Source organism: Streptomyces sp. NBC_01669, assembly GCF_026339735.1.
Lineage (GTDB): Bacteria > Actinomycetota > Actinomycetes > Streptomycetales > Streptomycetaceae > Streptomyces > Streptomyces yanii.
In genome coordinates this window covers 4,059,425-4,072,298 of record NZ_JAPEQG010000001.1, presented here as the reverse complement: position 1 = coordinate 4,072,298, position 12,874 = coordinate 4,059,425, and the positions used below count along the sequence as shown (strand labels likewise).

10 protein-coding genes are annotated in these 12,874 nt (G+C 70.2%); 5 read left to right on the top strand and 5 right to left on the bottom strand.

Annotation, left to right across the window (positions count from 1 at the left end):
- Positions 1 to 76 precede the first annotated feature (76 nt).
- Positions 77 to 1,633, top strand: coding sequence for a FadD3 family acyl-CoA ligase (locus OG972_RS18040; RefSeq protein ID WP_266982755.1), 1,557 nt, complete (start codon positions 77 to 79; stop codon positions 1,631 to 1,633).
- 88 nt (positions 1,634 to 1,721) lie between these two features.
- Here the strand turns inward: OG972_RS18040 and OG972_RS18035 are convergent, their stop codons facing one another.
- The 3 genes from OG972_RS18035 to OG972_RS18025 all read right to left on the bottom strand — a co-directional run bounded on the left by OG972_RS18035 (position 1,722) and on the right by OG972_RS18025 (position 5,455).
- Positions 1,722 to 1,889, bottom strand: coding sequence for a hypothetical protein (locus OG972_RS18035; protein WP_266982753.1), 168 nt, complete (start codon positions 1,887 to 1,889; stop codon positions 1,722 to 1,724).
- Positions 1,890 to 2,087: 198 nt separating this feature from the next.
- Positions 2,088 to 2,279, bottom strand: a complete 192-nt coding sequence (locus OG972_RS18030) for a hypothetical protein (protein WP_266982751.1) — start codon at positions 2,277 to 2,279, stop codon at positions 2,088 to 2,090.
- A 209-nt stretch (positions 2,280 to 2,488) separates the two neighbouring features.
- Positions 2,489 to 5,455: an AfsR/SARP family transcriptional regulator gene (locus tag OG972_RS18025; RefSeq protein WP_266982749.1), complete on the bottom strand. Its 2,967-nt coding sequence runs from the start codon at positions 5,453 to 5,455 to the stop codon at positions 2,489 to 2,491.
- Between the two features lie 288 nt (positions 5,456 to 5,743).
- Here OG972_RS18025 and OG972_RS18020 point away from each other — a divergent pair, with 288 nt between their 5' ends.
- Positions 5,744 to 6,970 carry an amidohydrolase family protein gene (locus tag OG972_RS18020; RefSeq protein WP_266982747.1) on the top strand — a complete coding sequence of 409 codons (1,227 nt, stop codon included), beginning with the start codon at positions 5,744 to 5,746 and terminating at the stop codon, positions 6,968 to 6,970.
- Positions 6,971 to 7,041: 71 nt separating this feature from the next.
- Here OG972_RS18020 and OG972_RS18015 read toward each other — a convergent pair whose 3' ends face one another.
- A complete protein-coding gene (locus tag OG972_RS18015) occupies positions 7,042 to 7,869 on the bottom strand; it encodes a MerR family transcriptional regulator (protein WP_266982745.1) in 828 nt (275 codons plus the stop codon).
- 168 nt (positions 7,870 to 8,037) lie between these two features.
- On the bottom strand, positions 8,038 to 8,241 hold the full coding sequence (locus OG972_RS18010; protein ID WP_037693088.1) for a cold-shock protein: 204 nt from the start codon (positions 8,239 to 8,241) through the stop codon (positions 8,038 to 8,040).
- A 376-nt stretch (positions 8,242 to 8,617) separates the two neighbouring features.
- Here OG972_RS18010 and OG972_RS18005 point away from each other — a divergent pair, with 376 nt between their 5' ends.
- From OG972_RS18005 to mqnC, 3 genes are all read left to right on the top strand, one after another.
- A complete protein-coding gene (locus OG972_RS18005) occupies positions 8,618 to 9,496 on the top strand; it encodes a menaquinone biosynthetic enzyme MqnA/MqnD family protein (RefSeq protein ID WP_037693090.1) in 879 nt (292 codons plus the stop codon).
- 370 nt (positions 9,497 to 9,866) lie between these two features.
- Complete coding sequence (locus tag OG972_RS18000; RefSeq protein WP_266982741.1) at positions 9,867 to 11,597, top strand: serine/threonine-protein kinase; 1,731 nt, start codon at positions 9,867 to 9,869, stop codon at positions 11,595 to 11,597.
- 72 nt (positions 11,598 to 11,669) lie between these two features.
- A complete protein-coding gene (gene mqnC, locus OG972_RS17995) occupies positions 11,670 to 12,869 on the top strand; it encodes a cyclic dehypoxanthinyl futalosine synthase (protein ID WP_266982739.1) in 1,200 nt (399 codons plus the stop codon).
- Positions 12,870 to 12,874: the final 5 nt, after the last annotated feature.

Genomic DNA, 12,874 nt, shown 5'->3' with positions numbered 1-12,874 from the left:
TGACTGCTGACAGCGGCAGAGGCTACAGCTAATCTGACGGATAGTCAGCTATTGCGGTTCGGTGGGAGGGCATGCGATGCGCGGCGACGAGGAGTGGGGCAGCATCCCGAGGCTGGTGCGGGCGGCGGCGCAGCGGTACGGGGACCGGGAGGCGGTCGTCGAGGGCCGCACCCGGATCTCGTACGCCGAACTCGGCGACCGCGTCGAACGCGCCGCCGCCGCGTGCATGGCTTCGGGTGTGGAGCCGGGGGACCGGGTCGCGGTCTGGGCGCCGAACACCCTGGACTGGATCGTTTCCGCCCTCGGGGCCGTCACGGCGGGCGCGGTCCTGGTCCCCCTCAACACGCGCTTCAAGGGTGCGGAGGCGGCGTACGTCCTGGAACGCAGTCGGGCGAAAATGCTCTTCATCACCGGCACGTTCCTGGGCACGTCGTACGTGGCGTCACTGCGCCGCGCGGCGGCGGAACTCCCGCACCTGGAAAGGGTGGTGGTGCTCGCGGACACGGCACCCGAGTCCTACGTCACCTGGAAGGACTTCCTGGCGGCGGGGGAGCGGATATCGCCTGCCGCGGTACGGCAACGGGTCGACGCGATCGCCTCCACCGACCCCTCCGACATCATCTACACCTCCGGCACCACGGGCCGTCCCAAGGGCGCCGTCATCACCCACGCCCAGACCCTGCGCTGCTACGCGATCTGGAGCGAGCTGGCCGGCCTGCGTGAGGGGGACCGCTATCTGATCGTGAACCCCTTCTTCCATACGTTCGGCTACAAGGCGGGCATCATCGCGTGCCTGATGCGGGGCGCGACGATGATCCCGCAGCCGGTGTTCAACGTGGACACCGTCCTCGCGAACATCGCCGCCGAACGCATCTCGGTCCTCCCCGGCCCGCCCAACCTCCACCAGTCGCTGCTGGACCACCCGGCGCGGGCGACGCACGACCTCTCCGCCCTGCGCCTGGTCGTCACGGGCGCGGCGGTGGTCCCCCTGCGGCTGGTGGAACGCCTGCGCACGGAGCTGGGCATCGCGACGGTCCTCACGGCATACGGCCTCTCCGAGGCGAGCGGCATTGTCACGATGTGCCGAAGGGGCGACCCGCCCGAGACGATCTCCTCCACCTCGGGCCGCGCGATCCCCGGCACGGAGATCCGCGTCCTGGCGGACCCCGGCACCCCCGGCGAGGTCCTGGTCCGCGGCTTCCATGTGATGCAGGGCTACTTCGAGGACCCGGACACCACGGCGGCCACGATCACCGAGGACGGCTGGCTCCGCACCGGCGACATCGGCGTCCTCGACGAGGCGGGCAATCTGCGCATCACGGACCGGATCAAGGACATGTTCATCGTCGGCGGCTTCAATGCGTACCCGGCCGAGATCGAACAGCTTCTGGGCCTGCACCCGGACGTGGCGGACGTGGCGGTGATCGGCATCCCGGACCCGAGACTCGGCGAGGTCGGCAAGGCGTACGCGGTCCGCCGGGCGGGCGCCACGCTGACGGCCGACGACCTGATCGCCTGGTCCCGGCGCGAGATGGCGAACTACAAGGTGCCGAGGGCGGTGGAATTCGTGGGGGAGCTGCCGCGGAACGCGAGCGGGAAGGTGGTGAAGGGGGAGCTGCGGGGGCGGGGGTAGGGCTGCTCAGGACGCGTGGAGGTTACGGATCTCGTCCACGGAGAGGGCCCGAGCGGTTGGCTCGGGCCCTCTTGCGTGCGGGTGCGGCTCAGCTGGCGTGTGAGTCCTGCGGGGTCACCACGGTGGCGTGCGCGTCCTGTGTGGTGACGGGGGTGTCGCCGGTGGCGTGCTGGTCAGCCAGCGCTGGAGTGGCCGAGCCGAGGCCCAGGGCCACGGCGAATGCGGCGGCGACGAGCGTCTTCTTCGTGCGGGTCATTCCAACTCCGGTGGGAGAAGAGAGCTTCCGGGCGTGAGGTGACGCTAGTGACAGGGGGCGATGGCGGAACCCCGTTGGCGCGAAGCGGTTGAATGTTGACGCGATTGCGTCAACCGGCGCGCAGACGTGCAGCGGCCGCGACGGCTCCCCCTCCGCGCCGCCGCGGCCGCTCCCCCGTGCCCCCGCCGAAAAGAAGAACTAGTTCGTGGGCTCCGACGTCGCGTGCATGTCGTCGGTCGTGGCCGTGCCGCCCGTGGCGTGCATGTCCTGCGGCTTGATCGTTCCGCCGGTCGCGTGCATGTCCAGAGTGGTGATCTGGTCGGCGTCACCACCGGTGGCGTGCATGTCCTGCGGCTTGATCTCCGGGTCCTTTTTCGTCGTGTCAGCCATGATGATCTGCTCCCCTTGGCATTTCTTCGTGATGGGTGGGCAAGGCCCGCCCGGCTGTTCCCCCGTGGACCGCCGGACGGGCCTTTCAGGGCCGCTCACACTAGTGCCACGGCCGTCTGTCGCCCCGTCTGCCCCCCGACGCGACGGATCGACTAAGAGAAGAATGCCGGGTCGCGATAAACGAACGATGAACGCCCCCGGCAGGCGCCCTACGCAGTCGTCACGGTGGCAACGGCGGACAGCAGGGCGCGCACATCGGCCGCCTCGTGCGAACCCAGTTCCTCGTAGATGGCCAGGGCCTCGTGCCAGCAGACCTGAGCGCGCCCGAACTGCCCGATCTCCCCAAGGGCGCGCCCGAGCACGGTGAGCACGTTGCCCCTCCGCCATTCGCCACCGATGCCTCGCAGCGCGGTCAGGGCCTGTTCGGCCTTGGTCGCGGCATCGGCCGAGCATCCGGCAGCGAGATCGACCTCGGCGAGCCTGAAGAGTGTCATCCCTTCCCACAGGCGTTGGCGGCTGTCCCGGAAGACGGCCAGTGCTTCCAGAAGTCTCTCTGTCGCATCGGTGAACTGGCCGCTCTGTGTGAGGGCCATGCCGAGCGCATAGCGGCCGTTGGCACTCCGAAGGGCGTGACCCAGGCTGTCGTATATGTCTATGCCCTGTTCGGCCAGAGACACCGCACTGCCGGTGCGGCCCGTGGCCAGGTGAATGCGCGACAAGTTGCACAGCGCGCTCGCCTCGCCCGGCCGGTCCTGGATCTGGCGGAAGCTGTCGATGGCCTGGGTCAGATATCTCTCGCCGTCGTCGTGGCGACTCTGGTAGAGCGCCATGATGCCGCGAGCGTTCGGAGCCCAGCATCCGGGCAACGGGTCGAGGTCGGCTTCGACGAGCCGCATGACCTCCTTCGCCTCCTGCTCGGCCTGGTCGAAGCGCCCCGATGTGTGATGCACATCGGCCAGTGTGACCAGAGCACGCACCTCGGTGCGTTGGTCGTTGCAGGCGCGGGCAGCGTCCCGTACGGCAAAGGCGATGGTCTCGTACTGTCTTGAGTTGGCGCCGGATTCGCCCAGATCCAGCGATGCCCAGAGAAGGTCCACGGCTCGGCGCAAGGTGCCGGGGCCGGACGATTGGCGTACGCAGGCGAGAAGCGTGCCGGCCTCTGCATAGAGCCAGTCCAGTGCCGAGTGCCGGTCCGCGAACGACAGGCCCTCGTACTGCGTCGGTTCCAGGTGGTCCACCAGCCGGTCCCCCGGCCGCTCCAGCGCATACACCCCCGCCGCCGTGGCCAGATAGAAGTCCAGCAGTCGCGACAGTGCCAACTCCCGCTCCTCCGGCGGCTGTTCGTCCCGCTCCGCGCACGCTCGCGCGTAGAGCCGCACCAGGTCGTGGTAGCGGTACCGCCCCGGCGCCGCCGATTCCAGCAGGCTCGTGTCGACCAAGGACTCCAGTACGTCCTCCGCCGCATGCACCTCCAGGTTCAGCAGCGCCGCCGCTGCCGCCAGCGAGATGTCCGGGCCGTCCGCCAGGCCCAGCAGGCGGAACGCGCGGGCCTGGGCCGGTTCCAGCTGGCCGTAGCCGAGTTCGAAGGTGGCCTTCACCGCCAGGTCGCCCGCCTGGAGCTCGTCCAGCCGGCGCCGCTCGTCCGCGAGTTTGGCTGCGAGGACCGAGACCGTCCAGGTGCGGCGGGCGGCCAGGCGGGAGGCGGCGATGCGGATCGCCAGGGGGAGGAAGCCGCACGCGGCTACCACGTCCAGGGCCGCCTCGCGCTCCGAGCCGACCCGTTCCTCGCCGACGATCCGGGTGAAGAGCTGGAGTGCCTCCTCGGGAGACATCACGTCCAGGTCCACCAGGTGCGCGCCCGCCAGGTCGACCATGCGGACGCGGCTGGTCACCAGAGCCGCGCAGCCGGCCGTGCCGGGCAGCAGGGGACGGATCTGCGCCGCGTCGTGGGCGTTGTCCAGGAGGACCAGGATGCGGCGGCCGTCGAGCGTGGAGCGGTACAGCGCCGCTCGTTCGTCCAACGAGTCGGGGATCGCCGAGTCGGCGGTGCCGAGGGCGCGCAGGAACGCGCCGAGCACCGTCTCCGGCTCCGCCGCCCGTGCGCCGGCGCCCTGCAGGTCGACGTAGAGCTGGCCGTCCGGGAAGTGCGGGCGCGCCTGGTGGGCGACGTGCACGGCGAGCGTCGTCTTGCCGACGCCGCCGATGCCCGCGAGCGCCGACACGGCCATGACCGAACCCTCCGCCGTCGCCAGTCGGTCGCCCAGTTCGCTTACGAAGGATGCGCGGCCCGTGAAGTCCGGCACTGTCGCCGGGAGTTGGGCCGGGCGGATGGCGGCGGGCGCGGGTGCCGCCTCGTCGGCCGGGTGGGCCAGGTCCTCGTCGGCCTGCAGGATCCGCTGCTGGAGCTGCGAGAGCTCGGGGCGCGGGTCGACGCCCAGTTCGTCGGCGAGCAGCCGGCGCGTGTCGGCGTACACCGCGAGCGCTTCCGCCTGACGACCGCTGCGGTACAGGGCGATCATCAGCAGTTCGCGCAGCCGCTCCCGCAACGGGTGCGCCGCGGTGAGTGCGGTGAGTTCGGAGACCGCCTCCGCGTGGCAGCCGACCTCCAGATCCAGGTCGAGCCGGGTCTCGGTGAGCTGGAGTCGCCACTCGGCGAGCCTGGTGCGCTGGTTCTCGGCGTACGGGCCCGGGACGGAGGCCAGCGTTTCGCCGTCCCACAGCGCCAGCGCCTCGTTGAGCAGGGTGCGGGCCCGGTACCGGTCCCCGCCCGCCCGCGCCTTCTCCGCGTCGGCGGCCAACTCCTGGGCCGTCGTGAGGTCGAGCGCGTCGGGCCGGGTCCGTATGGCGTATCCGCCGGCGTTGCTGATCAGCGTGGACGGGTCGAGGATCTTGCGGAGCCGGGACGCGTACGTCCGTACGGCGGCGAGCGCCTGTGACGGGGGCTCGTCGCCCCAGATGGCGTCGATGAGTTCGGCGGCGGTGGCCGTGCGTCCGTCGCGCAGCAGCAGCGCTACCAGCAGGGCCCGTTGCTGCGGCGAGCCGGACGCCAGCGGTTCGTCGTCGCGCCAGGCGCGTACGGGGCCGAGCACGGCGAACCGCAGGCCGGTCCCGGTCGTCTGCTGCTGAGCAGCGCGCTGCTCCGGAACGCGCACGCGTGGCCCGTGGTCACGGTCCATTGATGCCCCCTGTCCTGCTCGCCCCGCCAGTTCTGCCGGTCGCGCTGATCCCGCTGGTACTGCTGATCCTGATGGTGTCTCTGCCCGGAATGACCGCCGCTGCACCGATGTGGTCCGGATGGATCCGGATGACGGCCTACCGCTGGTATCGCGGTCAACAGTCTGCCTTGTTATGGGCGGACACGTCAGCAGTGGGTGACGCTCTGCACAAGCCCTCGACAACGATTTGGAACCAGGGCCCGGTCAAGAGAGCTGACGATGCGTCAGATCGGCGCTACCGTGGTGCATATGGAGACCTTCCCGAAGATCATCTCGGTGGACGACCACACGGTGGAGCCCGCTCATGTCTGGCGGGACCGGCTCCCGTCCAAGTACCTCGACCGCGGCCCGCGCATCGTCCGCGCCCCCCTGAAGGAAATGACCTTCATGGGCGGCAGGTTCGCACCGGTGATGGGCACAAAGGGCGACGAGGGGCCGATCGGCGACTGGTGGGTGTACGAGGATCTGCACCGGCCGCTCACCCGGCTCGACACCTCCGTCGGCTACGACCGGGACGAGATCAAGCTCGAAGTCATCACCTACGAGCAGATGCGCCCCGGTTCGTACGCGGTCCCGGACCGGCTCGCCGACATGGACATCAACCACGTCCAGTCCGCGCTCTGTTTCCCGACCTTCCCCCGGTTCTGCGGCCAGACGTTCACGGAGGCGAAGGACCGTGAACTCGGGCTGCTCGGCGTGCGCGCGTACAACGACTGGATGGTGGAGGAGTGGTGCGGCCCCGACGCGCAGGGCCGGCTGATCCCGCTGACCCTCGTCCCGCTCTGGGACGCACAGCTCGCCGCCGACGAGGTCCGGCGGAACGCCGCGCGCGGGGTGCGGGCCGTCGCGTTCTCCGAGATACCCCCACATCTCGGACTCCCGTCGATACATACGGACGAGTGGGATCCGTTCCTGCGGGCCTGCGACGAGACGGGCACCGTGATCGCGATGCACATCGGCTCGTCCTCGAAGATGCCGTCCACCTCGGCCGACGCCCCGCCCGCGGTCGGCTCCACCATCACCTTCGCCAACTGCTGCTTCTCGATGGTCGACTGGCTGATGAGCGGCAAGTTCGAACGGTTCCCGAACCTCCGGATCATGTACGCGGAGGGCCAGATCGGCTGGATCCCCTACATTCTGGAACGGGCCGACGTGGTCTGGGAGGAGAACCGGGCCTGGGGCGGTGTCGCCGACAAGGTGCACCGGCCGCCGTCGGAGCTCTTCGCCGAGCATGTGTACGGGTGTTTCTTCGATGACGCGTTCGGGCTGAAGAACCTGGACGCGATCGGCGTCGGAAACGTCCTGTACGAGACCGACTACCCGCACTCGGACTCGACCTGGCCCAAGTCGCGCGAGGTCGGCGAGGCGCAGATGGGGCACCTGGACCCGGACGTGGTGGACCGGATCGTGCGCCGCAACGCCATCGATCTGCTGGGGCTCACGGACGAGGGGCTGTGGGCGGGGCCGGGGGCGTGAGCGCATAGGCGTCGCCGGCGGGTGGTGCGGCGCGGGGCCCGCCGCACCACGGCGGACCCCGCGGGACGTGGTCAGGCCCTGGTCACCGGCTCCTGGAGCTCCGTCACCCACTTGTCCTTGTCCTCCGGGCACTCCAGGTTGATCTCCCGGGTGTACCCCAGTGACCGGTATCCGTTGGTGTCCAGCCAGCGGGCCAGCGTCTGCTCGGTGGTGAGGACCCCGTCCATCGAACCGCGGTGGACGATGGTCGCCGCCTCGAACGCGGGCAGGTCGACCACCGTGACGCCGGTGTCACCGACCGGGCCGACCGGGGCGGAGACCGTCACCCCCGCGTGCACGGTGATCGCGCCGTCGCCCGCCGGGGCGTCCTCGTAGCGCGCGATGCCCGGGCCGGTGGGACTGATTCCGGCCGCCTCCAGCAGCGGGAACAGCCGGTCGTACAGCGGTCCGATCACCGGAGTGATGGCCTGCGGCTCGTAGCCGGCCGCGGTCCCCGTCAGCTCCGCCACCCGTACCGCGGGAACGTTCTTGATCACGACGTCGTCCGTGGGCATGTGCCCCTCGCTCTCGATCGACCGGAGCCTCGCCTCGACCTGCGCCAGCCGCGCCGCCGCCGCGGCCATGGCCGCCTCCAGCTCCGCCTGCCGCAGGCGCAGCATTCCGCGGAGCTCCTCGGGTCCGACCTGTTCGTCGAGGACGGCCTGCACCTGCTGGAGCGTGAAGCCGAGATCCTTGAGAGCGATGATGCGGTTGAGGCGGGCGAGCTGAGCGGCACCGTAGAAGCGGTAGCCGGTCGCGGGGTCGGTGCGGTCGGGAGGCAGGAGTCCGATGGCGTCGTAGTGACGCAGCATCCGGGCCGACACCCGCCCGTACCTGGCGAAGTCTCCGATGGTGAACATGATGTCTCCCAGTGCACGCCCTCACACGGTGTCAAGGTCAAGCTCCCGTCCGCGACGGCACCGGGGCGGGCGGGCCACCACAAGGCAGGAGCCCCGCTCCTCCGCCGAGGCGGGGGAGCGGGGCTCCTTGGGTACTGCATGCCGGCCGCGATCGGCCGACCCGGGCAACTAGGCCGGGCTGACGTTCTCAGCCTGCGGGCCCTTCGGCCCCTGAGTGACGTCGAAGTTCACGACCTGGTTCTCCTCGAGGGAGCGGAACCCGGACGCGTTGATCGCGGAGTAGTGGACGAAGACATCCGGGCCGCCGCCGTCCTGGGCGATGAAGCCGAAGCCCTTTTCAGCGTTGAACCACTTGACGGTTCCGGTAGCCATAAGCCCTCCTTGGGCCAAAGGGTTGCCCTGCTCCAGAACCTGCAAAGAAGTCTGAAAACTACAAAAGCCTGCGGGTTACATGCTCCGCAGGCTCTGTACTGCAAGGGAAACCAAACTGCAACTTGCGTCGAGCCTAGCACGCAGCGTGTGCGGAACGGTAGAGGGAAAGATCACTTCACCCGGATGTTTGATTGCCCTGCCGAGAGGCTGACGGGGATAGCGGTCGGAAGGCGGCTCAGGGGTGTCGTTCGGGTGGCGCGAAGGTGGCCGCGCAGGCACACCGGGGCGCGGGACCGGCAGGCACGGAGGGGTGGGACCGGGCGCGCCCCCGAGCCCCGGTGGCGGCGGGATGCCCGCACGGGTCTAGCCTCGCGATGTGGACAATTCAACCGTCTCCCCCGCAGCAGGCGACGACCGTCGCAGCAGGCCGCGCGTCGGCCACATCCAGTTCCTGAACTGCCTCCCTCTCTACTGGGGCCTGGCACGGACCGGAACCCTGCTCGACCTGGAGCTGTCGAAGGACACCCCGGAGAAGCTCAGCGAGCAGCTGGTACGCGGTGACCTCGACATCGGCCCCATCACCCTCGTCGAGTACCTGCGCAACGCCGATCAGCTCGTCGCCTTCCCCGATATCGCGGTCGGCTGCGACGGGCCCGTCATGTCGTGCGTGATCGTGTCGCAGCTGCCCCTGGAGCAGCTCGACGGGGCCCGGGTGGCACTCGGTTCGACCTCGCGCACCTCCGTACGCCTCGCTCAGCTGCTGCTCGCCGAACGGTACGAGGTGACGCCCGACTACTACACCTGCCCACCCGACCTCGGCCTGATGATGCAGGAGGCGGACGCCGCCGTGCTGATCGGCGACGCCGCGTTGCGCGCCTCGCTGCACGACGCGCCGCGCCTCGGCCTGCAGGTCCACGACCTGGGGCAGATGTGGAAGGAGTGGACGGGGCTGCCGTTCGTCTTCGCGGTCTGGGCGGCCCGCAAGGACTATCTGGCCGCGCACCCGGCCGTGGTGGAGGAGGTGCACCGGGCGTTCCTCGCCTCGCGGGACCTGTCGCTGGAAGAGGTCACCAAGGTCGCCGAGACGGCGGCGCGGTGGGAGGTCTTCGACGCGGAGCTGCTGGAGCGGTACTTCACGACGCTGGACTTCCGCTTCGGTCCGGACCAGCTGTCGGGCGTACGTGAGTTCGCCCGCCGGACCGGGGCGACGACCGGTTTCCCGGTGGACGTGAACGTCGAGCTGCTCGACCACTGATCCGGCACCGGCCGCTGCGCGGGGGGAATGGGCCCGGGCAATAGGTGAATGCTGAACCTTCTTCTGGCTTCCCCGTTCCCTCCAGGGCTGTTTATCGCACCGCCCCGCGGATTCCTTTCCGGCGAATGCCGCGAATGCGGCGGCCGGACAGCTCGTCCGTCCTATCCCGAATAGAGGACGGGGTACGGGGTGAGTCCGGGTCGAGTCCCGGATTCGATCGAGTGAACGATTCATTCGCGCCTTTTACCGTGTCGAAAACCGCGGTTCGTTCCCATAGGGGCGAAATCGGCCGATGGTTTCTCTGTGATCACACGACCTCCGGCCCCTAGGCTTCGGTCGGAGGTCCGGCCGGTCCACAGGGGGAGTCCATATGCAGCCGCTGGAAGCCGGCGAACCGCTCACCATCGGTGCCTACCGGCTGCTCGGCAGACTCGGTGCGGGCGGCATGGGCCGGGTCTATCTGGGACGCAGCGCGGGCGGGCGCACCGTCGCGGTCAAGGTCGTCCATCCGCACTTCGCACTCGACGAACAGTTCCGTGCCCGGTTCCGGCGCGAGGTCGACGCGGCGCGGCGGATCGGCGCCCAGTGGACGGCGCCCGTCCTGGACGCCGACCCGGACGCACCCGTGCCGTGGGTCGCCACCGGCTATGTCGCCGGGCCCCCGCTGTCGGCCGCCGTCACCGAGCACGGGCCACTGCCCGAGCAGGCGGTACGGACCCTGGGCGCCGGACTCGCGGAGGCACTGGCCGCCGTGCACGGGCAGGGGCTCATCCACCGCGACGTGAAGCCGTCCAATGTCCTGCTCGCCCTGGACGGCCCCCGCCTCATCGACTTCGGCATCGCCCGCGCGATCGACGCCACCGCCTCGCTCACCTCCACCGGGGTCTCGGTCGGCTCGCCCGGCTACATGGCACCGGAGCAGATCCGGGGTCTGGAGATCTCGGGCGCCGCCGATGTCTTCTCGCTCGGCGCGGTGCTCGCGTACGCGGCGACGGGCGACGCCCCCTTCCTCGGCGACTCCTCGGCGGTGCTCCTCTACAAGGTGGTGCACGAGGAGCCGGAGCTGGGTGAGATCGAGGGCGAGCTGCGGGACGTGATCGCCACGTGCCTGGCGAAGGACCCGGCGCGTCGGCCCACCCCGACGGAGCTCGCCAGGCGGCTGGTACCCGGCGGGGCGGCGGTGGCGGTGGCGGCGGGCTGGCTCCCCGGACCGCTGGAGCGTGAGGTCAGCCGCTCGGCAGTGGCGCTGCTGGACCTGGAGCCGCAGGACGGGCCCGTGCAGTCGGGACCGGTGCCGTTCAGCAACGCCTCCCTCACCGCCCACGGCTCGGCCGACAGCAACGGCGCGCTCGGAGTGTTCGGGCCGCCGATCGAGCCGACCCACCCGCCCCGGACGTTCCCGTCGGCCGAGGCCGGGGACCACAACTCGGGCGGGCTCCCCGGCCCCCGTACCCCCGACTCCCGGTTCTCCGTCACCGTCGGCGCCGACTCCGAACCCGGCCTCCCCGACCGGAGCCGCGGCCGCAGGCTCAGCTGCACCGTCGCCCTCGCCGTGGCGGGCGCGCTCGCCGCCGTGACCGTCGGCAGCGCCCTCCTCTTCGACCTGCTGCCGGGCAGCGGTGGCAGCGACACCGAGCACGGCGGGGTCGCCCAACCCCCTGCCGCGTCCTCCAGCGCGTCGCCGGACCCGGCGGGCGAGGATCCCCGCGGTGCGGGCCAGGTCACCGCGCTGCCCAAGACGTTCGTCGGTACCTGGAAGGGGCCGCTGACCGAGAAGACGACCGGGCAGCCGCACGGCACCCTCACCGCGGTGTTCACCGAGGGGAAGAAGGGCACGGACGTCGTCCGTATGAGCACCACCCTCTCCACCCTCGGAGTGACCGTCAGCTGCAACAGCATCGCGGAGCTCTCCTCCGGCACCGCCGAGGAACTGACGCTCCGGGAGCGCGCCGACCCGGACCGGCCCGGCACCGCCGGGCTCTGCACCGACACCACGACCGACGTGACCTTCACCCTGGCCCAGGACGGCACACTCCGCTTCCGGTCGGAGGAGCGGGGCGCGGGACTTCCGTACGGCACACTCGCCCGGTCCGGCAGCTGACCCGGGGAGGGGCTGGCGTAGGCTGAACCGGTCCGTAGATCCGTTGAAAAACCGCCGAAAGGTGACAGCCCGGTGACCGAGAAGGCCGACCTCCAGCCCATCCTCGACCGAGCCGCCGAAGGCGGCCGGATCACTCCCGAGGAGGCCCTCGACCTCTACCGGTCGGCGCCCCTGCACGCGCTGGGCGCGGCCGCCGACGCCGTGCGCCGACGCCGCTACGCCGGTACGGAGCACATCGCGACGTACATCATCGAGCGCAACATCAACTACACCAACGTGTGCGTCACGGCCTGCAAGTTCTGCGCCTTCTACGCCGCACCGAAGGACACCGCCAAGGGCTGGTCCCGCGACCTCGACGACATCCTGCGCCGCTGCGCGGAGACCGTCGAACTCGGCGGCACGCAGATCATGTTCCAGGGCGGACACCACCCGGACTACGGCGTCGAGTACTACGAGGAGCACTTCTCCGCGATCAAGAAGGCGTTCCCGCAGCTGGTCATCCACTCGCTGGGTGCCTCCGAGATCGAGCACATGGCCCGGATCTCCAAGGTCTCCGTGGAGGAGGCCATCCAGCGGATCCACGCCGCCGGTCTCGACTCCTTCGCGGGCGCCGGCGCCGAGCTGCTGCCGGCCCGGCCGCGCAAGGCGATCGCCCCGCTCAAGGAGTCCGGCGAGCGCTGGCTGGAGATCATGGAGGCGGCGCACCGGCTCGGTGTCGAGTCCACCTCCACGATGCTGATGGGCACCGGCGAGACCAACGCCGAGCGCATCGAGCACCTGCGGATGATCCGCGACGTACAGGACCGGACCGGTGGCTTCCGCGCGTTCATCCCGTACACGTACCAGCCGGAGAACAACCACCTGAAGGGCCGGACGCAGGCCACGCTCTTCGAGTACCTGCGGATGATCGCCATCGCCCGGCTCTTCCTCGACAACGTCGCCCACATCCAGGGCTCCTGGCTGACCACCGGCAAGGAGGTCGGCCAGCTGTCGCTGCACTACGGCGCCGACGACCTCGGCTCGATCATGCTGGAGGAGAACGTCGTCTCCTCGGCCGGTGCCAAACACCGCTCCAACCGCCTGGAGATCATCGACCTGATCCGCAAGGCGGGCCGTGTCCCGGCGCAGCGCGCCACGACGTACGAGCACCTCGTCGTCCACGACGACCCGGCGAACGACCCGGTCGACGAGCGCGTCGTCTCGCACATCTCGTCCACCGCGATCGAGGGCGGCACCGCACACCCGGAGCTCAAGCTCCTCAGCGCCAACTGAGGCTG